The sequence below is a fragment of the Pseudomonas sp. 3JA genome (assembly GCF_036961705.1).
GTDB classification, from domain to species: Bacteria; Pseudomonadota; Gammaproteobacteria; order Pseudomonadales; family Pseudomonadaceae; genus Aquipseudomonas; species Aquipseudomonas fluorescens_Q.
This window is the reverse complement of the sequence record NZ_JBAMDJ010000005.1, coordinates 163,300-186,653: the sequence shown is the minus strand read 5'-3', so window position 1 is coordinate 186,653 and position 23,354 is coordinate 163,300. Positions and strand designations below refer to the sequence as shown.

Genomic DNA, 23,354 nt, shown 5'->3' with positions numbered 1-23,354 from the left:
ATTGGGCAGTGTTGGATGCTGAAATTTCGCGGTGGGACGGCAGGCTCTACCGAGATGTCAGCGTCACCACTGAACCCTATGTGTGGAGCGGGCTTGCCCGCTCCACACATTTCGTCATGTACATGGCTTAGATTTTCAACGACCCCAACAACCCTTCCAGAAACCGCTCCCCCGCGTCCATCTGGCTGATTTCGATGAACTCGTCAGGCTTGTGCGCCTGTTCGATGGAGCCTGGGCCGCAGACCACCACGGGGACATCCAGACGCTGCTTGAACAGGCCGCCCTCGGTGCCGAAGGAGACCTTGGCGGTGCCGGTGTCCGGGGTGGCGAAGTTTTTCAGGAAGCGCACGGCTTCGACGCTCGGATGGGTGTCGAGGCCCGGATAGACATTCAGGGTTTCGATCTCGATGTCCGCGACGCTGGAGAGTTTTTTCGCCTCGCGCACGATCACCTCGGCGCGCTCACGCAGTTGCTCCAGGAACAGGTCCAGATCATCGTCCGGCAAATTGCGCACTTCGAAATCCAGGGTGCACAGGTTTGGCACGATGTTCAGTGCCTTGCCGCCAACAATCTGCCCGACATGCACGGTGCTGTAGGGCACGTCGTAATCCGCGTCCTGGGCGCCTTGCTCCTGCAATTGCTGCTGGCTCTGGCGCAACGCCGCGATGAAATCGCAGGCCACGTGAATCGCATTGACCGAGCGCGGCGCCAGCGATGAGTGCGCTTCCAGGCCGCGACAGTAGGTGCGATAGGAACCCTTGCCCTTGTGGCCGAGCACGAATTGCATGTTGGTCGGCTCGCCAATCACGCACAGAAACGGTCGCACCGGCGCCAGGTGCAGCACGTCGAGCAAGCGCCGCACCCCCACGCAACCGATCTCTTCGTCGTGGGAAAGCGCCAGTTGCAATGGCCGGTTCAACGAATGGTCGGCGGCATCGAGCATGGCGTCGATGGCCAGCGCAATGAAACCTTTCATGTCACAACTGCCGCGCCCGTAGACCCGCCCATCGCGCACGGTCGCCTGGAACGCCGGAACGGTCCAGGCCTGCCCCGCCGCCGGCACCACGTCGGTGTGGCCGGACAGCAGGACCCCGGGCAAGTCACGCGGGCCGGTGCTGGCGAACAGGTTGGCCTTCTTGCCGCTCTCATCCTTGACGATCAGCGACTCGATGCCCTTGCTCAGCAACAGCTCGCGCACGTACTCGATCAGGGCCAGGTTCGATTCTGAAGAGACCGTTTCAAACGCCAGCAGGCGTTCGAAAATGGCTAACACGCGGGGTTTCATGAGGCCTTGCTCCGTTGCTCGGCGAAAAGGGCGAACCGGCGGATGGAGAACGGCTCGATGAAGGTTCGAGTGCTGCCGGTGCTGATCAGTTCAGCCATGACATCGCCAACGCCCGGACCGAGCTGGAAGCCATGGCCGCTGAAGCCGAACGCATAGTACAAGCCATCGACGTTGCCGCTGGGCCCCATCACCGGCAGGGAATCGGGCAGGTAGCCTTCGATGCCGCTCCACACGCGGATGATGTTGAGATTGCCGACACCCGGCAGCAGCCGACGCATCTGGTCCAGTTGGTTGAGGATGCTGCGCGGCTCGACATAGGCCCGGCGGTTGAGCATGTCCGGCTTGCTGCGATAGCCGCCGCCGATGATGATATTGCCCCGGGGAATCTGGCGGAAATAGATCACTTCTTCAGGAATCTTGGTGTACACCCCGATCACCGTCGGCAAGGCGTAAGGCACCGGTTCGGTGACGGCCATCTGCGGGCCGTTGGTCTCCAGCGGCACCGGCTCGCCGAATTGCGCCGAGAGTTTCTGGCCCCAAGCACCTGCGGTAATCAACAGTTGCGCGGCACTGAACTGGCGACCATCGGTGGTGCTGATACCGAACCCTTCACCGACCTTCTGCACCTCGGCCACTTCGCAGCGCTCCTCGATGCGTGCCCCGAGCCGCCGTGCCGCCCGGGCGAACGCCGGGGCGGCCAGGCGCGGGTTGGCGTGACCGTCGTGGGGCGCATAGGAGCCGCCCTTGACGTCCTTGCCAAGAAACGGAAAACGCGCGTGCAGCTCGCTGCCGCGATAGACCTGCAAGTCCAGTTGCGCTGCTTCCGGTGCCGCTGCGTAAGCCTCAAGCTCGGGTATTTCATCCTCGCGATAACACACGCGCATGTGCCCGCTGGCGATGAATTCCAGGTCGTCGTCGATCAGCTCCGGCAGGCGCTTCCACAGCGCCCAGGAGCGGTTCGCCAGTTCCAGTTGCCCAAGGAAACGTCCCTGGCGCCGGACGTTGCCGAAGTTGACGCCGCTGGCGTACTGGCCGATCTGGTCACGCTCCAGCAGGATCACCGACTGCCCCCGCTGGCGCAGGAAAAACGCTGCCGCCGAGCCCATCAGGCCGCCGCCGACAATCACCACATCGGCTTTATTCAGCGTCATGGCGTCACCTCCCGAGTGAGCATCGAAAGGGGTTTCACAGGCGCCTGGCCGCGCTGGCGACCCACCTCCTGCACCTGGACACCCGCTGCTGCTGCAATGACTTCGGCCCCGGCCTGGGAGCAATAACGTCCCTGGCAACGGCCCATGCCAACCCGGCTGAACGCCTTGGCCCGATTGACTTCACAGGCACCCTTTTCGCTGACCGTGCGGCGCAGTTCGCCGGCGCTGATCATCTCGCAGCGGCAGATGATGGCTTCGTCCGGCAAGGCCTTGGCTTGTGCCGCCGGCCAGGGAAACGCCTGGGCCAAGCCTAGGCGAAACGCGTCCATCACCTTGAGCGCCTGGCGCTGTTCGGCGATGAGTGCGGCGTCCACCGGCTGCTGCAGATCGCTCAACAATGCCAGGGCGACCAGGCGTCCGGCGTGCTCGGCGGCATCGGCGCCACGGATCTTCGAACCATCACCGGCGGCGTAGACACCGCTGACCGAGGTCCGCCCCTCTTCGTCCGTGTCCAGCAGCCATTGGCTGGAGGCCTCGTCAAAGCGCAGGCGGCAGCCCGCCAGGTCAGCCAGTTGGGTTTCCGGGCGCAAGTGATAACCCAGCGCCACCGCATCGCACACCACCGTCAAGGTTTCCCCACTCGCGGTACGGACCCGCACGCCGCTGACGCCGCTGCTCGCCTCTCCCAGGATTTGCAGCGGCGAAATGCCCAGGTGCACGGCAATCTTCGCCCGATACAACTGCGCCAACAATTTCATGCCGGTGAACAGCAAGCCCGGGCGCGCCATGAGCTTGGGCAAGGCTTTGATGCGCTGGCCCAGCGGCGATGTGTCCAGCACCGCTGCGACATTGGCGCCGGCCTTGAGGTATTGGCTGGCGACCAGATACAGCAATGGCCCGCTGCCCATGAACACCACCCGATGACCGATGGAAACCGCCTGGGCCTTCAAGGCGATCTGCGCGCCGCCGAGGCTGTAGGTGCCGCCCAACTGCCAGCCCTCGATGGGCATCAAGCGGTCGGTGGCGCCGGTGCAGAGGATCAGCGCGTCGTAATCCACCGTCGTGTGCTGGCCCTGGCTGACGCAGCACAATTGCCCGGGTGTCAGGTTCCACACCAGGGTGTCCGGACGGTAGTCGATCTGCGGGCGCAAGCGGTCGAAGCTTTCGTGCAGGTCACGGGCCTTGTCCGCCTCGGTGCCGTACAGCGTGGCGTAGTTGCGGGTGAACCCTTCGGGCTGGCGCCGATAGATTTGCCCGCCATCGCGACGGTTTTCGTCGAGCAGGATCGGCTTGAAGCCCGCTGCGACCAGGGTCTGGGCACAACGGATGCCGGCCGGCCCGGCGCCGACGATGACGACTCGATGCGTGTTCAGCCGCGCAGTGGCCATATCGCCTCCGGTTGTTGAGTCATGATGTCCAGCCCTTCGCGTACTTCATTGGAGCAGGCCCGCAGGCGTTCGCCGCTGCGGGTCCAGACCCAGCAATCCTGGCAGGCGCCCATCAGGCAGAAACCGGCACGGCTGCCCGGATCGAATTCCGACTGGCGCAACGCCGGGCCGTGGGTCAGCAAGGCGACCATCAAGGTGTCGCCCTGCAACGCCTCGACCGGGACGCCATCCACTTTTAATTTGACGACAGGTCGGTCCTGTTCGGCCAACCTCACGAAACGCGCGTTCATGCGTAGGCTCCCACGATCATGCTGTTTGAATCCTGTTGGCGCTTGAGCAGCTCGGCGCTGTCGTGATGACAAAGCACCTCGCTGCCGCCATCGATGATCCGCCGGGGCGGCGCGGTGTGATTGCACAGGCCGTCGACCCGCACCGGGCAGCGATTGAGGAAGGTGCACAGGTCCGGCACCTCGGCGCGCGCGCCCAACACCGGCAGCGTGCCGCAGGTGGTGGCGCCACAACTTTCCAGCCAACCCTGACGCATCTCCGGTACCGAGTGGATCAGCAGGTCGGTGTAGGGATGGAACGGCGCCTGGGCGAACGATTGTCGGGTGCCCGCCTGGACCTTGTGGCCGCTGTACATCACCACGATGTCGTCGCACAGCGCCCGCACCGTGGAGATGTCGTGGCTGATGAACAGGTAGGAAACCCCCAGTTGCTGGCGCAAGTCGCGCAGCAGTTCAAGGATCGCCGCGCCGACCACGGTGTCGAGGGCCGAGGTCACTTCATCGCACAGGATCAGATCCGGCTTGGCCGCCAGCGCCCGGGCCAGGTTGACCCGCTGTTTCTGTCCACCGGAGAGTTCGCTCGGGCGGCGCTCGGCGATGTCCCGTGGCAGACGCACCAGATCGAGCAATTCGCCGATACGCTCACGCAGCGCCGCGCCCTTGAGGCCGAAATACATCTTCAACGGCCGGCTCAGGATAGTGCTGATGCTATGCATCGGGTTGAGCGCGGTATCGGCATTCTGGAACACCATTTGAATACGCCGGAACTGTTCGTCCGTGCGTTCGGACAAGCTGCCACCCAGTGGCTGACCGTCAAACGTCAGCCCGCCCAGGGCCGGGGTCAACAGCCCGGCCACCACCCGCGCCAGGGTCGATTTGCCCGAGCCTGACTCACCGATCACACCGATGGCCTGGCCCCTGCGCACCGTCAGGTCGATGTCTTCGAGCACCCGGATCGCCGGCATGCCCTGCTGGTTCTTGTTGCCGTAGCCTGCGGTCAGGCCCTGGATGGTCAGCAGCGGTGTGTCTTCGGCCACGCCGCAGGGTGGGCGAATCGTCGTGTCTGGCCGTGCCGCCGCCAGCAGGCTGCGGGTGTAGGCGTGAGCCGGGCCCTTGAGCAGCGGCGCCGTGGCGCTCTGTTCGAAGATCTGCCCGCCGTTGAGCACCACGATCTGATCGGCCATCTGCGCCACGACGGCCAGGTCGTGGGACACATAGACCGCCGTCGCGCCACGTTCGCGCACGACCCGCTTGAAGGCGCGCAGCACGTCGATCTGGGTCGTCACATCGAGGGCCGTGGTCGGCTCATCGAGCACCACCAGCAGCGGATCGCTGATCAGCGCCATGGCCGCCATCACCCGCTGCAGTTGCCCGCCGGACACTTGATGGGGATAGCGCTGGCCGATACGCTCGGGATCCGGCAGCGCCAGGTCGCGGAACAGTTCGATGGCCTTGGCTTCGAGCACGGCACGGCTGCCCAGGCCATGGATCACCGCCCCTTCCACCACTTGGTCGATGAGCTTCTTGGCCGGGTTGAACGCCGCCGCGGCGCTTTGGGCGATGTACGACACCCGATTGCCGCGCAGGCCTTGCAGCTCGCGTTCACTCAAGGCGAGCATGTCGTGCTCGCCAATCTGCACCACGCCGCCGGCCAGGCGACAACCGCGCCGGGCATAACCGAGCAACGCCAGGGCGATGGTGGTCTTGCCCGAACCGGACTCGCCGATCAGCGCCAGCACTTCACCTTTCTCCAGGGAAAAACTCACGCCCTTGACGATCTCCACCTCGCTGCGCTCGCCACAGGCGACTACGCGCAGGTTCTCGACTCGGATCAATTGGCTCATATCAATGGCCTCCCGTACGTCGGTTGCGCCGCGAAGACAAGCGGTCGATAAACAGATTGACGCCGATGGTCAGGGTGCCGATGGCCAGGGCTGGAATCACGATTGCCGGCGCCCCCTGGTTGAGGCCGCCGATGTTTTCCCGCACCAGCGAGCCCAGGTCGGCATCCGGCGGTTGCACGCCCAGGCCGAGGAAGCTCATGCCGCTAAGCAGCAGGACGATGAAGCCGAAACGCAGGCCCAGGTCGGTCAGCACCGGGTTGAGCATGTTCGGCAGGATTTCCACACAAGCGATGTACAGTCGGCGTTCGCCACGGGTGCGGGCCACTTGCACGTATTCCAGGGCCTCGATGTTCACCGCCATGCTGCGGGCGATACGAAACGCCCCCGGCATGAAACTGAGCACCGCCGTGCAGATCAGCAACGTCACCGACGAACCGAACGCCGAGACCATGATCAGCGCCAGCATCTTGCTCGGGATTGAAATGAAAGCGTCCATCAGGCGGCTGATCAGCTCGTCCAGCCACTTCGGCGAAACCACCGACAGCAGCGCGCAACTGGTGCCCAGCCCACTGGCCAGCACCGCCGCCACCAGCGCCAGGCCCACCGTGAAGCGCGCGCCCACGAGAATGCGGCTGAGCATGTCGCGGCCCAGATAATCGGTGCCCAGCGGATAAGTGGCGCTGAGGTTGTCGAAGACATTGTCGGAGACCACTTCCCCCACTGGGTGCGGCGCCAGCCATGGCCCGAAGATAGCCACCAGCAACCAGATCACACACATCGCGGCGCCGATCAGGCCGAGCCAGGGCGTTTTGCGCGGCACCTTGACCAACGCCGGTTCGGGCGCCGCAGGCGGGGATTTCACAATGAGATTGTTCATTGGTTTCTCAGCCTCGGATTGGACAGGATCGCGCACAGGTCAGCCACCAGCACCAACGCCAGGTACGCCGTACAAAACAGCATGGTGCAGGCCTGGACCAACGCCATGTCGCGGTTGGTCACGGCATCGACCATCAAGCTGGCGATGCCGGGATAGTTGAAAATCGTCTCGACGATCACCACCCCACCCAACAGGTAGGACAGGCTCAGGGCGATGGCATTGGCGATCGGCCCTATGGCATTGGGCAAGGCATGGCGCAGCACCACCCGCACCGGACTCACGCCTTTGAGACGGGCCATTTCCACGTAGGGGCTGTCGAGTTGATCGATCACCGCCGCCCGGGTCATGCGCGCCATCTGCGCAACGATGACGCAGCACAGGGTCATCACCGGCAAGGCGTAGGTACGCATGAATTGCAGAGGCGAAGTGATCTCGCTGGAATAGGACAGCGCCGACAGCCAACCCAGGTTCACCGCGAAAATCAGCACTGCAAGGGTGGCGACCAGGAACTCCGGCACCGCCACCATCGTCAGGGTGAAGAAGCTCAGGAAGCCGTCGATGCGTCCCCCTCGCCCCATCGCCGAGCCGATGCCCAGGATCAACGCCACGGGCACCGACACCAGCGCCGTGGCCGCCGCCAGCATCAGGGTGTTGGGCACCCGGCCAGCCATCAACTCGCTGACCGGCGTGGCGTTGGAGATCGACACGCCCATGTCACCGCTGAGCAGGCTCATCAACCAGTGCAGATAGCGCAACACACCCGGTTGGTCCAGGCCCATCTTCACCCGCAGCGCCGCCACTTGCTCAGGCGTGGCGAACTGTCCAAGGGACTGTTGCGCCGCGTCTCCCGGCAACACCGCCGTAATGGCAAACACCACCATCGATACGATCAACAGGGTCACGACCGCAGCGCCCAGGCGCCGGCCGATCAGCCAAAGTGTGTTGCTATTCATCGCCCTACCCCTTGTGCCATGTCACGCCGCAAGACAACACACATCAAGCGTCAAGCCAGACTTGCTCAGCGAACATATAGCCCATGAAACCGCCCAGCGGGTTGGTGCCATAACCTTTGACGCGTTGGTCGACGCCATCGATGTTGCTGATGAACACCGGGATGCCGATGCCGCTGTGTTCATGCACCAGGGCCTGCATGTCCCCGTACATCTTGCCGCGCTTGACCTCATCGGTTTCACCCCGGGCCTGGATCAGCAACTGGTCGAACTGCGGGTTTTTCCAGCCGGATTCATTCCAGGGCGCGGTCGATTGGAAGAATTGCGAGAAGATCATGTCGGCGTTGGGCCGTGGGTTGATGTTGCCAAAGCTCAGCGGGTGCTTGGCCCAGTGGTTGGACCAGTAGCCGTCGCTCGGCAGGCGATTGACGTTGAGCTTGAGCCCGGCCTCCTTGGCCGATTGCTGCAGCAGCACGGCAACGTCGACCGAACCGGTGGCGGCTGGCGAGCACATCACCGGCATGCTGATGCTTTCCATACCGGCCTTCTTCAGCAGGAAACGAGCCTTCTCCGGATCGTAGGTCCGTTGCGGCAGGTCGGCGTTGTAGAAGCGTGCGCCGGGGGCGATCGGGTGGTCGTTGCCGACCCTGGCGAACCCACGGAAGATCGCCGACTTGACCTGTTCGCGGTCCAGCAGCAGTTTCATCGCCTCGGTGAACTCCGGGCTCTGGCCGGGCATCTGGTCCTGGCGAATGATCAGGTCGGTGTAGTTACCCGACGGCGAATCCACTACGCGATGGGTGGTGCTGTCCTTGATGCGCGTGGTCGAGCGCGGGTTGACCTCGTTGATGATCTGCACGTCGCCCGACAGCAACGCGTTGACCCGTGAAGGCTCGTCACCGATGCCGATGAATTCGATTTCGTCCAGGTACGGCAGGCCAGGTTTCCAGTAATTGGTATTGCGCGCACCGATGGAACGCACCCCAGGCTTGAATTCCTTGACCTTGAATGGACCGGTGCCGATGCCCTGGTTGAAGTCGCTGGTGCCCTCGGGGACGATCAGCAGGTGGGAAATGGCAAGGATCGATGGCAGCTCGGCATTCGGGCCGCTCAGGCGTATCTGCACTTCATGGGTACCGGTGGCCTTGACCTCGGCAAACTGCTCGGCCAGCGGCAAGACCTTGGAACCGGTGATCGGGTCCTTGTGGCGCATCAGGGAAAACACCACGTCGGCGGCGCTGAGGCCCTTGCCATTGTGGAAGGTCACTTCCTTGCGCAGGGTAATCACCCAGAGCGTGGCATCGGTGGTGTCCATGCGCTCGGCCAGTTCCAGTTGCGGCACCATGTGGCTGTCGAAACGCGTCAGGCCGTTGTAGAACATGTAATGGCGCACGTAGTCCGTGGACGATGAGCCTTTGGCCGGGTCCAGGGTATCGGCGGTGGAACTGGAGATACCGGCGACCCGGATACGCCCGCCCGGCTTGCCTTTGCCGGGGCTCGCCTGTTCATCGGCAAGCAGCTTGCCGGCGGCGCCGAACAGGCTGCCGGCACCCGCCGCGGCCACACCGGCCAGCCCCAGCATTTGCAAGGCATGCCGGCGTGACATGCCACGATTGAGCCCTTCGAAAACACGCAGACTTTCTGTACCGGTGATCAACTGGTCTTTGATGCCGTTTTTAGTGTCACTCATGTCAGTTCTACCTTTCGGAAAATGATAGGGCTCGATGACGTTGCGTCAACGCAACGTGGTTGAAACGCCAAACAACGCGGTGAAACTCAGTGCAGGTAGTCCTGCAAGCGGTAATACGCGCCGACCAGCGGCAAAAACCAAGGCTTGCCGAAGTGCCCGGGAATGGCCGGCCAGTCCAGTTCGCGCCAAGGGTTGGCCTCGACCTTGCCGGCCATGACCTCGGCCATGACCTGGCCCATGTGCACCGACATCTGCACACCGTGGCCGCTGTAGCCCATGGAGTGATAAACCCCGCCATGCTGGCCGGCCCGGGGCAGGCGATCGGAGGTCATGTCCACCAGGCCGCCCCAGCAATAGTCGATCCGGGTGTTCGCCAATTGCGGGAACATCTGCACCATGGCGGCCTGCAACACCTTGCCGCTCTTGGCATCGGAAACACTGTCGGACATGGCAAACCGCGCACGGCCGCCAAACAGCAAGCGGTTGTCCGGGGTCAGGCGAAAGTAGTTGCCGATCATGCGGCTGGTGACATAGGAGCGGCGTGCCGGCAGCAAGCTGTCGATCAACGCCTGGGGCAATACCTCGGTGGCGATCACGAAACTGCCCACCGGCACGATTCGCCGCCGATACCAGCCCAGGCCACCCTGCTGACAGGTACCGGTCGCCAGCAGGATCTGCGAGGCTTGCAGCGCCCCTTTGCTGGTATTGACTCGATAGCCGCCGGCACTGGCCTTCCAGTCCTGCACCGCCACGCCCTGGAAGATCAACGCACCGTGACGGGCAGCCGCTTCAGCCAGGCCGACGCCAAAACGTCCGACATGCATCTGCACACCATTGCGCTGCAACAAGCCGCCATGAAACTGCGCCGAATTGACTTCCGCCCGCGTCTCCTGGGCCGAAAGCAACTCGACCTCGGCATCGACTTCCTTGCGGATCAATTCACAGGTGCGCGCCAACCCTTCGTAATGCATCGGCTTGGCAGCCAGCTTGAGCTTGCCGTTGCGCTTGAGGTCGCAAGCAATCTGCTCTTGCTCCACCAGCGTCACAACGCTGTGCACGGCGTTTTCATAGGCTTGGTAATACGCCCGGGCCTTGTCGGCGCCGAGGCTGGCGGTGAGCGCCGCGTAATCCTGGGCCACGCCGGTACTGCAATGCCCACCGTTGCGCCCTGACGCCTCGCCAATCACCCTGCCCGCTTCCAGCACCGCCACGCTGGCCCCCTTCAAGGCCAGGGCCCGCGCCGCCGCCAGGCCGGTGAAGCCGCCACCGACGATGGCGACATCGACCTGCCCGGGCAATCCGCCGAGCTGAGCACCGGTGAACGCCGGTGCGGTGTCGAGCCAATAGGACTCACTGCCCATGTCTAACCCCTTTCGCCTTCAAGCGTGCGTCGAGACTCAGAGCCCGACCAGAGCGGGCAACCCGCCGATGTCCGAGATCTGTTGGTAGCCAAAGGCAGCGTTGGCCGGTTGTTCATGACCGCGGGCGACGAAGGCCTTGTGCTTGATCTTCATGTCGTGGGCCGACATCAGGTCGTAGCGGAAGCTCGACGACACATGCAGGACGTCTTCCGGTCCGCAGCCAAGGTTATCGAGCATGAATTCGAACGCGGCCAGGCGCGGCTTGTAGGCCTGGGCCTGTTGGGCGGTGAAGACTTTGTAAAAAGGCGCGCCGAGCTTGTCGACGTTGGACATGATCTGCTCGTCCATCGCGTTGGAAAAAATCACCAGGGGGATCTTGTCGGCGATTTTCGACAGGCCCGCCGGTACATCGGCGTGGGGGCCCCAGGTTGGCACGGCGTCGTAATAGAGCTGGCCTTCGCCACGATATTCGACGCCCCAACGCTTGCAGACCCGCATCAGGGAGGTCTTGATGATTTCATCATAGGGCCGCCAGTCACCCATCACCTGGTCCAGGCGATAAGCGGAGAAATCCTTGACGAACTGGTCCATCTGCCCGGCATCGACACGGTCGGCGAACAGCTCGCGGGTCATGGTGCCCATCTGGAAATTGGTCAACGTGCCGTAGCAGTCGAAGGTGATGTACTTGGGTCGAAGAAAGCTCATGAGTGCGGTCCTGGATGGTTGTTGAAGGCTCGACGAGGCGAACATGGCGCCTTTCGTGAGGCATCGGTGCAACGCTGCATCACGTTTTCATTACAACACCATGAGACCGTGGATAAATCGTTAAAAATACCGGCCGCTTGGTACAAACCACCGTTTTGCGGGGCTCGCTCAGCAGACTTTGCGGGATGCTCCAGGCGTGGGCGTCGCGCCCGTGTTTCTTTGGGTTTGCGGGCAGTTATGGTGCGCCAAACGGCTCTGCAAAGCGTTGTTTTCGGCAGAATCTGCGCTTGGCGCAGCAGCTTCAGCATCCCTGGTGAATGGGCTGCCGTCATCGCGAGCTTGCTCGCTCCCACAGGGGATGGTGGTGGGCACGGGTTCAAGAAACGCCGCCGATCCATTGTGGGAGCGAGCTTGCTCGCGATGGCGGTGGGTCGGTAGGAACAGTGTCCTGTTCAGACCTTCAGTTCTGCCTCCAGGAAACTCACCAACGCCTGCACCCGTGCACTGCGCAGTTTGCGCGAGGGCACCAGCAGGTTGATTGGGGCGCTGTCGAATTGCCAATCGGCGAGCACCCGTACCAGGCGGCCGTCGGCGATGGCTTTGTTGACGTCCCATTGCGAACGCAGCACCAGCCCCAGGCCCTGTTCGGCCCAGCGTCGAGCCACGCTGCCATCGTTGCTCAACAAGGCAGGCTTGATCCGCAGGGTCTTGCGCCCGTGCGCGTTGCGCAGGTGCCACAGGGTGACATCTTCATCGTTTTCACGAATACAGATACAACGATGCTCGGCGAGTTGCTCCGGCGCTAACGGTGTGCCGTTCTGCTCCAGGTAAGCGGGGCTCGCGCACAGCCAACGGTCATTTTGCGTAAGGGGCCGGGCGACCCACTGGCTGTCGCTCAGGTGACCGATGTGAATCACCGCATCGCTGTCATGACGGTCAGGCCAGGGCGTTTCCCGGAGATCCAGATGCAGGCATAGCTGCGGGTGCAACCTGGCAAAACGGGCCAGCAGCGGCGCGAGGCGTTGGCGTCCATAGCCGAACGGTGCCGCCAGCCTCAGGGTGCCGGCCAGTTGATCGTCTTGCTGCCTGAACGATTCGGGAAGCGCCTCCAGCTGTTCCAGCAACAGCGCACTCTGGCGCGAGAAACGCTCGCCGTCGGCGGTCAGGCTCAGCCGCCGGGCGTCGCGATTGGCCAAGGTCAGGCCCAGGAGCGTCTCCAGTTTGCGCAAGCGCATGGACAGCGCCGGTGGCGAGACATTGAGGGCCCTGGCGGCGGCGCTCAACGATTCGCAGCGTGCCAGCGTCACGGCCATACGCAGGTCTTCGAGGCTGATCATTCAGTTCAACTTAATGATTGATGACAGTGCATTGAACCACGGCTTTACGATGACTGAGTAGAGTCGAACCTGTCTTTCACCCGCGAGCCTCGTTCATGCCAGTCTCAATTGCTTCCCTCGATACCCCAGTCGCGCTCATCGATATGCCGCGAATGCAGCGCAATATCCAGCGCATGCAACAACGCATGGATGCCTTGGGCGTGCGTTTGCGCCCGCACATCAAGACCAGCAAATGCCTGCCGGTGGTCCGGGCGCAGCTTGCAGCAGGCGCCAACGCCATCACCGTGTCGACCCTTAAGGAAGCCGAGCATTGCTTCGCCGACGGCATCCGCGACATCTTTTATGCCGTGTCCATGGCACCTGGCAAACTGGCCCAGGCCCTGAGGCTGCGGCGCAAGGGCTGTCGATTGAGCATCCTGACCGACAGCCTGGCGGCGACGCAGGCCATCGTCGATTTCGGCAGGCAGCACGACGAGCGTTTCGAGGTCTGGATCGAGATCGATTGCGATGGCCATCGTTCCGGCGTGCGCGCTGAAGACGATGCACTCGTCGACATCGCACGGCGACTCAGCGAAGGCGGCATGCAGCTTTGCGGCGTCATGACCCACGCCGGGTCCAGCTACGAGCTCGATACCCCCCAAGCGCTGCAAGCCTTGGCCGAACAAGAACGCCACCTCTGCGTCAGCGCCGCCCAGCGCATCCGCGCAGCCGGGCTGGCCTGCCCCGAGGTCAGCATCGGCTCCACCCCCACGGCACTTTCGGCGCAAAGCCTGGAGGGCGTCACTGAAGTGCGCGCTGGCGTCTATGTGTTCTTCGACCTGGTGATGCACAACATCGGTGTTTGCCAGGCGGATGAGCTGGCCCTGAGCGTACTGACCACCGTGATCGGCCATCAGCCGGACAAAGGCTGGATCATCACCGATGCCGGTTGGATGGCCATGAGTCGTGATCGGGGTACCCAGCGCCAGCAGCGGGATTTCGGGTATGGGCAAGTGTGCAGCGAAGCCGGCGACTGGATCGAGGGCGCCCTGCTCTGCAGCGCCAACCAGGAGCACGGTATCGTCACCCTTTCCAGTCCCGGGGACATCGATATCACCGAGCGGTTTTCCATCGGCAGTCGCCTGCGCATCCTGCCCAACCACGCCTGCGCCACCGGTGCGCAATTCCCTGACTACCACGCCTGCGATGCCTCGGGCGCGGTGCACACCTGGAGTCGTCTGCATGGCTGGTGAAATCGAGTTGATTCACACGACCCAGGCGGCCGCAGCGGGCGGGCATTACACCCAGGCGGTCTTGCACCAGGGCGTCTTGTACGTGTCCGGGCAACTGCCGGTACGCGCCGATGGCAGCCACAGCGTCGACCAACCGTTCGAAGTGCAAGCCGCCATCGCCCTGGACAACCTGATGGCGATTCTCGGCGCGGCAGGCCGCAGCCCCAGTGACTTGCTGAAAGTGACGGTCTATGTCGCCGGCATCGAACACTGGCCGGCTTTCGACCGGATCTACGCCCACTATCTCGGCGAACACCGGCCCGCGCGCGCGGTAGTGCCCGTCCCGGCCTTGCACCATGGGTACCTGATCGAAATCGAAGCGCTGGCACGTGTGCACGCCTTCCCGACGACCGAGATGAACCTGTGGCGAGGGAGCTTGCTCCCGCTGGGTCGCGCAGCGGCCCCAAAAAAAGCGGTGAGCGCTTCGCACTCAAGCGGGAGCAAGCTCCCTCGCCACAGTGGGGTGAATTTCGGCAACGTGCGACGCCAAGGGCGATTCCTCGGCCAACTGGAACTGTCGAATCGCTCGTACGGATTGTGGAAACGGCTCCCCGAGTTGATTGGCGATGATCTGGAGTTCATCCCCAGCGGCCATATGCGCGTCTGTTATCGCGAGGACGAAATAGCCGAGCTTGAAGCCTACGCCGCCGCCCCCGAAGCCCGGGAGCTGGACTTGCAGATCATCACCGGCAAGGCGTTGCACGCGCGTTTCCCGTTCCTCGGCGCACAGGTCAAGGGCGCCTCGTACGCCCCGCACGACGGCCACGCCAACCCGCGCCTGGCAGCCCCCGCATTTGCTCGCGCGGCGACACGGGCCGGGGCCAGCATCCGCGAGCGAACGGAAGTCGCCACGGTACGAAAGGAGAATGACCAATTGTGACCACCACCGACGGCCAGCTATTCATCGCTGAGCAACTGCTGATCACGGCGGGCGCGTGGGGGGCGAAGCTGTCCGAGCAATTCGACGAAGCGGTGCCATTGGAAGCCAATGGCCCACAGATGTCGGTCACCGAACCTGTGCCCTATGCCTTGCCGACCGTGATCGGCGTGTTCACCAAGATAAAGGAAGAGGTGATTTATTTCCGGCAGATCCCCCGAGGCAATCTCATCATCGGCGGCGGCAACCGCTGCAAACCGGACATGATCAACCGTCGCGCCTACTTCAAGCCCGAGAGCCTGCTCAACCAGATGCAGCAGATGAGCCGCCTGCTGCCCGGGGTGGCGAACCTCAACATCATCCGAGTGTGGAGCGGCATCGAAAGCTATACGCCAGACTCGCTGCCGATCATGGGCCCAAGCGGCAAGGTCAAGGGGTTGTTCTATGCCTTTGGGTTCTGCGGGCATGGCTTCCAGCTCGGCCCGGGCGTCGGCGACGTCATGGCCGAGCTGATCAGCACCGGCAGTACCCGCACCCTGATCAGCCCCTTCGATATTCGCAGGTTCACCGAACCGACCGCCCTGACAATGCCTCAGATGAGCACGCCCGGCACCGGCAAACTCATCTGACACAAGCGACTGGACGTCCTTTTTGACCTGGACGGGCGTCGCCATTTTTTTGCCAAGTTAGCCCGGCAGATACAGCAGATTCTTCTTTGCCAGGCTTGAGAACGGCATATCCCTTCCGGGCCGCTTTGTTAGTTTATCGAGAAGAAAACGGCCTCAGGATCTGTCGCCGGCAGTGCTATCACCGCTCTATGGGAGCCCGTTGGATGACCACCCCTTTTTTGAACACCTCGCCTACGTCCCAGCAGTTCTATATCAATGGTGACTGGCTGTCTCCGGCATACCCGGCCACGCTGCCCGTGGTCAATCCCGCTACCGAGCACGTCATTGCCGAGGTCGCCCGAGGGTCCGGCGAAGACGTTGACCGCGCCGTAGCGGCGGCTCGCGAAGCATTTCCCGGCTGGTCTTCGACTGCGGTGGATGCCCGCGTGGCAATCCTGGGAAAGATCCATGCACTGATCCTTGAACGCAAAGAAGAACTGGCCCAGGCGCTCTCGCTGGAAATGGGCGCGGCCATCGGCTTCGCACGAGCCATGCAAGTGCCGCTGGCCGCCGAACACGTTCGGGTGGCCCGCGATGTGCTGTCCACTTACACCTTCCAGAAGATTGAGCATGGCACGGCCATTCAGCGCGAACCCATTGGCGTCTGCGGCCTCATCACGCCGTGGAACTGGCCGCTGTACCAAATCACCGCCAAAGTCGCCCCGGCGATTGCCGCCGGTTGCACGGTGGTGTTGAAACCCAGCGAACTGTCGCCCCTGAGCGCCCTGCTCTTCGCCCAACTGGTGCATGACGCAGGCCTGCCTGCCGGCGTCTTCAACCTGGTGAACGGCAGCGGTGCCGAGGTCGGCGCGGCCATGGCGGCGCATCCCGACATCGACCTGATCTCCATCACCGGCTCGAACCGCGCGGGCGCACTGGTGGCCCAGGCAGCCGCCCCTACGGTCAAGCGCGTTACCCAAGAGTTGGGCGGCAAGTCACCGAACGTGCTGTTGCCCGACACCGACTTCGCCAAGGCCGTACCGTCGGGCGTGATGTCGGCTTTTCGCAACGTCGGCCAATCGTGCAGCGCACCGACCCGAATGATCGTGCCAAGGAATCGGCTGGCAGAAGTCGAGGCGTTGGCTGCCGCCACCGCCAACGCGATCATCGTGGGCAATCCGCAATTGGAAGAAACCGTACTCGGTCCCATCGCCAACGAGGCCCAGTTCAATCGCGTGCAAGCCATGATTGAAGCCGGCATGAATGAAGGAGCCAAGCTTGTGTGCGGTGGCCCAGGACGCCCGGAGGGTCTTAAACAAGGCTTCTACACCCGCCCCACGGTTTTCTCGCAGGTCGACAGCGCCATGCGCATCGCCCAGGAAGAAATCTTCGGCCCGGTGCTGTGCATCATTGCCTATGACACGGTGGATGAAGCCGTCGCCATCGCCAACGACACCGTCTATGGGCTGGGGGCGCATGTCCAGGGTCAGGACCTTGATCTTGTGCGCGCCGTTGCGTCGCGTATCCGCGCAGGGCAAGTGCTGTTGAACTACCCGGCGTGGAACCCGATGGCACCGTTCGGTGGCTACAAGCGTTCGGGCAATGGTCGTGAGTATGGGGTTCACGGTTTCGAGGAGTATCTGGAGATCAAGGCGATTGTCGGCTTCGAATGAGCGCCCTACTCCTCAGCCCGCCCGGTGCCCTCGCGATCATGCGCGTAATGTCGGCTGAACGGAAACGCCGGCAACCAGGCCTCACGGCGCACGGTCCAGCTTTCGTAGGTGGGCACCAGTTGATCGGGGGCATCCAGCGTGCCGAGGTTCACTTCGATTTCATCGCCGGTACGGGCGAACACCGACGCGCCACAGCGAGGGCAGAAAAAGCGCCCGGCGTAATCCCGTGTTTCGCCCTCGATCGTCACGGCATCCTGGGGGAACACGGCAGCCGCGTAGAACAACGCGCCGTGATGCTTGCGACAGTCGAGGCAGTGACAGAGGCCAACCCGATACGGACGGCCCGAGGCCTCGATACGCACGTTGCCGCATAGGCAACCGCCGGTGAATCGGTCCATGGTGGGTCTCCTCTGTCGTCGAGCGGTCGAGATACAACCTTCGACCGCGCCTGCCTGTTCCTGGTTTAACTCATCATCGGCACGGCGATCAGCAATATCGCCGTCCCATGGGTAGCGGTCGATGCCACGACGCCGTAGCGCATGCGAATGAGCCCGCAGGCCAGGCCCTCTATCAGTGTAAACAGCAACACGGGCCAACCGAGTGGGGTGACGCTCAAGGCGAGAAAAGCATGCAGCGCCGAAAACGCCACGGCACTGATCAACGCTGCTCGCCAGGCGCTGACGTGCAGTTCGAGGTAGCCCTGCAGGAAACCACGAAACAACACTTCTTCCAGGGCGTTGGCTCCGTAGGCCAGCACCGTCATGCCGAGCAGCCAGGCCCAATAACCTGGAATCGCCGTTTCAGCCCCTTGAGAAAGCCGCAGCGGCAAGCCAATCAAGCAACCCACGGCGATGCCCAGGACCAGGCCAGCCAATCGATTGCCTTTGAATAGAACGACCAGTTGCCACAAGTCCGGCAACAGGCGCGCGCTCAACGCGACCAACAGCAGCGACGAAGCGCCCAACATCGCCAGGACGAACGGGTTGGCCAGAAAACCAATCTGCAGATCGCCGTTCAGGGACCACATGCCCAAGGGCGTCATCGCATCGCGCATCAACACGAACGCCAATAGCACAATCACGATACGCAACGCTGTCTGGGTCTTGGGCGTCAACGCGAACCAGAGGCCGAAGAGCGCCAGGCCCGGCAGCAGATACAGGGTGTAGTCCAGCAGTACAACGAGTCCTTCGGCGATCATTGCGCGCTTCCCTTGGCGTCAACCGGCGCATGTTGCGCCATCAGTTCCACAACCCAATCGATGAACACGCGCAGCTTGGCGCTGATGTGCCGGTTCGGAGGATAGGCCAAATACAGCGGCATCGGCTCGAGGTGCCAGTCTTCGAACAGCGGCACCAACTCACCCTGCGCTTCATGAGGCCTGGACATGTACTTGGGCAGCCAGAGCACCCCCAGCCCCGCCAAACCAGCCGCGAGGTAGGCGTTGCCGTCGTCGATGGCTAGCGAGTAACGCCCTTTGACGTGGAGCAGCTCACCGTCACGGCGCATGGCGTAGGGCAAGGATTTGCCGGTGCGTGCCCACAGGAAACCCACGGTGCGATGGTGCGAATCTTCCAGTTCTCGCGGATGCGCGGGCAGGCCAAATCGTGCCAGGTAACTCGGGGCGGCGAAGACGCCGAGGGCGAGATCGCCAACGCGTCGGGCGACCAGCGACTGATCCCTCAACTCACCGCCGCGCACCACGCAATCGACGTTTTCATCGAGCATGTCGACGATGCGATCACTGACGCCCATGTCGATCTGGATGTCCGGGTATCGCGCGTAGAACGCCGGCAAGGCCGGTATCAGGATCATCGCGGCCAGCGGGCTCGGCACGTCCACACGCAGTCGCCCGCGAGGTAACGCCTGGGCGCCGGACACGCTGTTCTCGGCATCGTCCATGTCGGCCAGCAGCCGGATCACCCGCTCGTAATAAACCGCGCCGTCGGCGGTGACGTTGACCTTGCGCGTGGTGCGGTTGAGCAACTTGACCCGCAACCGTGCCTCGAGCTGCTGCACCAATTGAGTCACGGTGGTTTTGCTCATGTGCAGGGTTTCAGCCGCCTTGGTAAAGCTGCCCGCCTCCACGACTCGAACGAACGCTTGCATTGCATCAAAACGATCCATCTGTGCCTCGGGTGTCGATCCGATTGTTTGGATTCTACAAACAGTGATCGCCAAGGTTGCTCGTTTATCGCCAGGACACAAGCCCCTAGAGTGCGTTCAACGTTTGGAACCCACTCTTTGATGGAGGTACTCATGACACAGCGCGACGTGGTTTTCCCGCCTGGACGCCAGGCACTCTATGAGCGCAATCGCTATTCGCCGGCGATTCGTTCCAATGGTTTCCTGTTCGTCTCGGGACAGGTCGGCAGTACTGCCGAGGGCTCGCCAGAGCCAGACCTGGAGGCTCAGGTTCGGCTGGCGTTCAACAACCTGAAGGCGATTCTGGCTGCCGCCCATTGCAGTTTTGACGATGTGGTGGACGTCACGGTCTTCATGGTCGATCCCGAATCGACCTTCGAGCGGGTCTGGAGCGTTGTACCCGAGTTCTGGGGCAGCGCGCCGCATCCGACGCTGACGGCGGTGGGCGTGACGTGGCTATATGGGTTTCAGTTCGAGATCAAGGTGATTGCCAGGTTGCCCGAAACCACCTCGTGATATCGAGTGTGGGAGCGAGCCTGCTCGCGATAGCGGTGGGTCAGCTTGCATCACTGTTGGCTGTGCCGACGCCATCGCGAGCAAGCTCGCTCCCACAAGGGAATGGAAGTGCTGCGCCGGCTAACCTTTCACCGCCGCCTCAATCGCGGCAATGTCGATCTTGGTCATCGTCATCATGGCCTCGAAGGCCCGCTTGGCGACGGCCTTGTCAGGACTGGCGACCGCTTCAAGCAACACACGCGGGCTGATCTGCCACGACAAGCCCCACTTGTCCTTGCACCAGCCGCAGGCACTGGCCTGGCCGCCGTTGTCGATGATCGCGTTCCACAAGCGGTCCGTTTCGGCCTGGTCTTCAGTTGTAATCTGGAATGAAAAGGCCTCGCTGTGCTTGAACACCGGCCCGCCGTTGAGGCCAATGCAAGGGATGCCGATCACCGTGAAATCCACCGTGATCACATCGCCCTCCTTGCCCGACGGATAATCGCTCGGGGCCTGGTAGACGGCGTTCACCGCACTGTCGGGAAACGTTTTGGCATAGAACTGCGCAGCTTCCTGGGCATTGCCGTCGTACCAGAGGCAGATCCTGTTTTTATTGTTCATTCCGCTTCTCCGAAAGGGACTGGACGATAAAGTCTAGCAGTCCCCCCGAAAGTTGCAGATGGCCGGGCCTCAGGTAAACAGATCGACCCCCAACTGGAACGCAACCCACAACGCCAGGCCCGTGGCAAACATCAACGCGATGTTCTCGAACAGGTTGTTGCGGTACTCCTTGCCCAGCAGGGACTTCTGGTTGGACATGATCAGCAGGCCCAGGGAAATCACCGGCAAGCCGATGATGTTCAGCGCATTGACGCCGATGGTCAGCGTGACGAAGTCCGGCATGCCGGGAAGCGACCAGATCAGTGGTGTCACGAGGATGAACAGCATGAACCATTTGTGCATCGGGTCACGGTGGAACTCTTTGCCGTAACGCTCCCGGCGCTCGGGCCGTACGTGCTGGAAGGCGTCGGTGATGAGCATCGGGAACGCCGTGGTCTTGCCGGATATGCTGGCGAACAGCGTGGCAAACACACCGATAAAGAACACGTACCAACCGATCGAACCGAAGAACATTTCCAAGGCCTTGCCCAAATCGCCCAGGGTTTTGACCTCGATACCGTTGGGTCGCAGGATTTCCGCACCGACGATCCAGATGGCAAGGTTGATGACGATCCCGACAAACACCGCAAACAGCAGGTCGTTACGCTGGATACGCTTGTGTTCTGGCCCCACCCAGCCCTTCTGGCGCATGACATACGGATGAACGAAGTTGGCGATGGAACCGGCCACCGCACCGATCACCGAGACGGCCACCAGCAACGCGCCGTGCACCCCTTCATCGGGCGGGATACTGAAGCCGATGGTGCCTCTGACGATGCCGGCGACATCCGGGCCGGACATCACCGCCAGGGCCAGGAACGCCAGCGTCATGATCGCCAGCAGGCCTTTCATCACGCCTTCGATCATCGAATAGATATTGCGCCCGACGAGCATCCACACCGCCAACACCACCGCCACCGAACACAGCAGTGGATAGTCGACCTTGAGCAACATGGCCAAGGCTTCGCCAGCTCCCTTGATCATGTAAGCGTTCATCAGGTGCCCCATGAGCAACGCATACACCAACAGGAACCAGGCGAAAAACGGATTGAGCTGGGCATAACCTTGCAGGATGGTCATGCCCTGGTTATTGCAAAGCTGGAAGCGCGCGATGATGTTGACGATCAGGTAGCGCAGCAGCAGAGAGACCGCCAGCACCCACATCATTGCGTAGCCGTAGTTCGCCCCGGCCACGGATGAGGTGATCAAATCGCCGGCGCCCAGCCAGGAAAGAACGGCGATGATGCCGGGACCGAGAAGCTTGAGCAGGCGTACGAAACGGCCTTGCGCGGGCGCCGCAACCTTGCCTTCGGCGGAAGGAATGCTCGTCATGGATGGAATCTCCGTTTATTTTTTTTGTGAGAAACGGCCACAGTCGAACATATTAGATACGACGTCGTACAACCATTATTGATACGTAATTATGTAGAAATGTTTCATGGTATCCGCTCCCTAGATACCGTTGTATTCCAAGAGCAAATTGCCACTAACCCCTCATCTGTTCGCCGTTATCGACCATCCAGCGCACCATCCTCGCCAACGGAACCCGATGCTGCTGGATGGCGCACCAACTGACGTGCTCATGGCGATACAACTCGACATAACGGTTGAGCAGTACATGGCGACCATCCTCGGCCAAGCGCAATTCAACTTCACGACAGTGCAATACATCCGGCTCGAGCGAGCGCATTCGCCGATGCAGGACCAACGCCTGGTTATTCATCGGCAGCGGCTCCATCCCGGCACTGCGGGTTGACCTCCCCCGCCGCTCCCAACTTGCCCTGCGCGACAAGATCGGCACGCCGCTGCGCCGTGGCATCGCGAAGCGCCGCGTAGTAATCCGCCCGGGCCTGCAACTGGTCGGTCAGCGGCAATGCCTCGGCGCGGCCATCGACAACGCCACCGACGGTGTTGATCGTCCCCAGGGTGTCGACGGTGCTGCTGTTGTCGCCAAACGGGTCGACGGCAAAACTCAGCACTTTGCCCGACGCGTCCCTCAGGTTGGCGCTGCCCAGCAACGGCAGTTCCACGATCGGTCCGGGGGCGACGTTCCAGACGCCGAAGGTCTGGCCGAAATCGGCCTTATGGCGCTCGATGCCCAGCTTGCCCGACACGTCGATCAGCCCGACGATGCCCGCGGTGGTGTTGATCACGAAGCGGCCCAGTGTGTTGACCGAGCGTTGGCCATTGCCTTGTAGCAGGTCGTTTATGAAGACCTTGGGTTCGCCGAAGTTCGCCACAAAGTTGTGGACGCCGGCTTGGAACATCTCCGGCAACTTGAGGTAACCACGGGCGACCGGGGCCAGCACATAGTCATCCACGGTCCGGTTGAACGCGAAGATGCCGCGGTTGACCGGTTCTGCGGGATCGTGAACGGTATAGGCCGCGCGCTCACACACGCCCGGTTTTGCAGCGGGTGTGCTGGAGCAACCACTGGCGAATGCCGTCAATACAACCACAACGGTGGATCGAACAAGCAACGGAGCGGGTCTGGTGATCGGCATACAGGGTGATCTCGGCGAGGAATGGGGGCTGCCTATGCCGGTTAAAAGCCGAACACCGAAACCTGTGGCGAGGGAGCTTGCTCCCGCTTGAGTGCGAAGCGCTCACCACTTTTTTGGGGCCGCTTCGCGACCCAGCGGGAGCAAGCTCCCTCGCCACAGGGTTCGGTGTTGGCTGGCTGTTTAACTGACTGACATCGGGGCGATCCTGCCGCTGCTTCTTTGCCTGGAGATTTCCAGAATATTGCCCGT

General features: G+C 62.4%; 21 protein-coding genes and 2 pseudogenes. 5 read left to right on the top strand and 18 right to left on the bottom strand.

Annotated elements, in window-relative coordinates; translation table 11 throughout:
• Positions 1-127 precede the first annotated feature (127 nt).
• From argE to V7773_RS05920, 11 genes are all read right to left on the bottom strand, one after another.
• On the bottom strand, positions 128-1,285 hold the full coding sequence (gene argE, locus V7773_RS05970) for an acetylornithine deacetylase (protein ID WP_092144570.1): 1,158 nt from the start codon (positions 1,283-1,285) through the stop codon (positions 128-130).
• The gene (locus V7773_RS05965) at positions 1,282-2,436 is read right to left on the bottom strand and encodes an NAD(P)/FAD-dependent oxidoreductase (RefSeq protein ID WP_336072652.1); all 1,155 of its coding nucleotides are present in this window, start codon (positions 2,434-2,436) and stop codon (positions 1,282-1,284) included. The genes argE and V7773_RS05965 overlap by 4 nt, the downstream gene beginning before the upstream one ends.
• Positions 2,433-3,824, bottom strand: coding sequence for an FAD/NAD(P)-dependent oxidoreductase (locus V7773_RS05960; protein ID WP_336072651.1), 1,392 nt, complete (start codon positions 3,822-3,824; stop codon positions 2,433-2,435). Before V7773_RS05960 ends, V7773_RS05965 begins: the two co-directional genes overlap by 4 nt.
• Positions 3,806-4,114 (bottom strand): (2Fe-2S)-binding protein, encoded by a 309-nt coding sequence (locus tag V7773_RS05955; protein ID WP_063320551.1) that lies wholly within the window; start codon positions 4,112-4,114, stop codon positions 3,806-3,808. Before V7773_RS05955 ends, V7773_RS05960 begins: the two co-directional genes overlap by 19 nt.
• Positions 4,111-5,955 (bottom strand): ABC transporter ATP-binding protein, encoded by a 1,845-nt coding sequence (locus V7773_RS05950; RefSeq protein ID WP_336072649.1) that lies wholly within the window; start codon positions 5,953-5,955, stop codon positions 4,111-4,113. Before V7773_RS05950 ends, V7773_RS05955 begins: the two co-directional genes overlap by 4 nt.
• Position 5,956: 1 nt before the next feature.
• Positions 5,957-6,832, bottom strand: a complete 876-nt coding sequence (locus V7773_RS05945; RefSeq protein WP_336072648.1) for an ABC transporter permease — start codon at positions 6,830-6,832, stop codon at positions 5,957-5,959.
• Complete coding sequence (locus V7773_RS05940; RefSeq protein WP_014337747.1) at positions 6,829-7,785, bottom strand: ABC transporter permease; 957 nt, start codon at positions 7,783-7,785, stop codon at positions 6,829-6,831. The genes V7773_RS05945 and V7773_RS05940 overlap by 4 nt, the downstream gene beginning before the upstream one ends.
• A gap of 43 nt (positions 7,786-7,828) precedes the next feature.
• The gene (locus V7773_RS05935) at positions 7,829-9,472 is read right to left on the bottom strand and encodes an ABC transporter substrate-binding protein (RefSeq protein ID WP_336072646.1); all 1,644 of its coding nucleotides are present in this window, start codon (positions 9,470-9,472) and stop codon (positions 7,829-7,831) included.
• A gap of 86 nt (positions 9,473-9,558) precedes the next feature.
• The gene (locus V7773_RS05930; RefSeq protein WP_092222757.1) at positions 9,559-10,833 is read right to left on the bottom strand and encodes an NAD(P)/FAD-dependent oxidoreductase; all 1,275 of its coding nucleotides are present in this window, start codon (positions 10,831-10,833) and stop codon (positions 9,559-9,561) included.
• Between the two features lie 36 nt (positions 10,834-10,869).
• Positions 10,870-11,538 (bottom strand): haloacid dehalogenase type II, encoded by a 669-nt coding sequence (locus V7773_RS05925; protein WP_092144560.1) that lies wholly within the window; start codon positions 11,536-11,538, stop codon positions 10,870-10,872.
• Positions 11,539-11,990: 452 nt separating this feature from the next.
• A complete protein-coding gene (locus tag V7773_RS05920; RefSeq protein ID WP_063320544.1) occupies positions 11,991-12,875 on the bottom strand; it encodes a LysR family transcriptional regulator in 885 nt (294 codons plus the stop codon).
• A 95-nt stretch (positions 12,876-12,970) separates the two neighbouring features.
• Here V7773_RS05920 and V7773_RS05915 point away from each other — a divergent pair, with 95 nt between their 5' ends.
• The 4 genes and pseudogenes from V7773_RS05915 to V7773_RS05900 all read left to right on the top strand — a co-directional run bounded on the left by V7773_RS05915 (position 12,971) and on the right by V7773_RS05900 (position 17,304).
• Entirely contained in the window at positions 12,971-14,107 is a 1,137-nt protein-coding gene (locus tag V7773_RS05915) for a DSD1 family PLP-dependent enzyme (RefSeq protein ID WP_063320543.1), read from the top strand.
• Positions 14,097-14,477, top strand: a pseudogene (locus V7773_RS05910) (RidA family protein); the annotation flags it as partial. The gene V7773_RS05915 and the pseudogene V7773_RS05910, both read left to right, overlap by 11 nt.
• 126 nt (positions 14,478-14,603) lie before the next feature.
• A pseudogene (locus tag V7773_RS05905) lies at positions 14,604-15,652 on the top strand (NAD(P)/FAD-dependent oxidoreductase); the annotation flags it as partial.
• Between the two features lie 203 nt (positions 15,653-15,855).
• On the top strand, positions 15,856-17,304 hold the full coding sequence (locus tag V7773_RS05900) for an aldehyde dehydrogenase family protein (protein ID WP_336072645.1): 1,449 nt from the start codon (positions 15,856-15,858) through the stop codon (positions 17,302-17,304).
• A gap of 5 nt (positions 17,305-17,309) precedes the next feature.
• On the opposite strand, the gene V7773_RS05895 is transcribed toward V7773_RS05900, so the two are convergent.
• From V7773_RS05895 to V7773_RS05885, 3 genes are all read right to left on the bottom strand, one after another.
• The gene (locus V7773_RS05895) at positions 17,310-17,702 is read right to left on the bottom strand and encodes a GFA family protein (RefSeq protein WP_063320539.1); all 393 of its coding nucleotides are present in this window, start codon (positions 17,700-17,702) and stop codon (positions 17,310-17,312) included.
• A 65-nt stretch (positions 17,703-17,767) separates the two neighbouring features.
• Positions 17,768-18,502: a CPBP family intramembrane glutamic endopeptidase gene (locus tag V7773_RS05890; RefSeq protein WP_336072644.1), complete on the bottom strand. Its 735-nt coding sequence runs from the start codon at positions 18,500-18,502 to the stop codon at positions 17,768-17,770.
• Positions 18,499-19,428, bottom strand: a complete 930-nt coding sequence (locus V7773_RS05885) for a LysR family transcriptional regulator (protein WP_336072643.1) — start codon at positions 19,426-19,428, stop codon at positions 18,499-18,501. Before V7773_RS05885 ends, V7773_RS05890 begins: the two co-directional genes overlap by 4 nt.
• A 132-nt stretch (positions 19,429-19,560) precedes the next feature.
• Between V7773_RS05885 and V7773_RS05880 the strand changes: the two genes are divergently transcribed.
• Positions 19,561-19,962 (top strand): RidA family protein, encoded by a 402-nt coding sequence (locus tag V7773_RS05880; protein WP_092144544.1) that lies wholly within the window; start codon positions 19,561-19,563, stop codon positions 19,960-19,962.
• A 120-nt stretch (positions 19,963-20,082) separates the two neighbouring features.
• On the opposite strand, the gene V7773_RS05875 is transcribed toward V7773_RS05880, so the two are convergent.
• The 4 genes from V7773_RS05875 to V7773_RS05860 all read right to left on the bottom strand — a co-directional run bounded on the left by V7773_RS05875 (position 20,083) and on the right by V7773_RS05860 (position 23,105).
• Positions 20,083-20,562 (bottom strand): VOC family protein, encoded by a 480-nt coding sequence (locus V7773_RS05875; RefSeq protein WP_092346194.1) that lies wholly within the window; start codon positions 20,560-20,562, stop codon positions 20,083-20,085.
• A gap of 69 nt (positions 20,563-20,631) precedes the next feature.
• Complete coding sequence (locus V7773_RS05870; RefSeq protein ID WP_336072642.1) at positions 20,632-21,933, bottom strand: Nramp family divalent metal transporter; 1,302 nt, start codon at positions 21,931-21,933, stop codon at positions 20,632-20,634.
• 154 nt (positions 21,934-22,087) lie between these two features.
• Positions 22,088-22,324, bottom strand: coding sequence for a hypothetical protein (locus tag V7773_RS05865; RefSeq protein WP_336072641.1), 237 nt, complete (start codon positions 22,322-22,324; stop codon positions 22,088-22,090).
• Positions 22,317-23,105: an MlaA family lipoprotein gene (locus tag V7773_RS05860; protein WP_336072640.1), complete on the bottom strand. Its 789-nt coding sequence runs from the start codon at positions 23,103-23,105 to the stop codon at positions 22,317-22,319. The genes V7773_RS05865 and V7773_RS05860 overlap by 8 nt, the downstream gene beginning before the upstream one ends.
• Between the last annotated feature and the right edge of the window lie 249 nt (positions 23,106-23,354).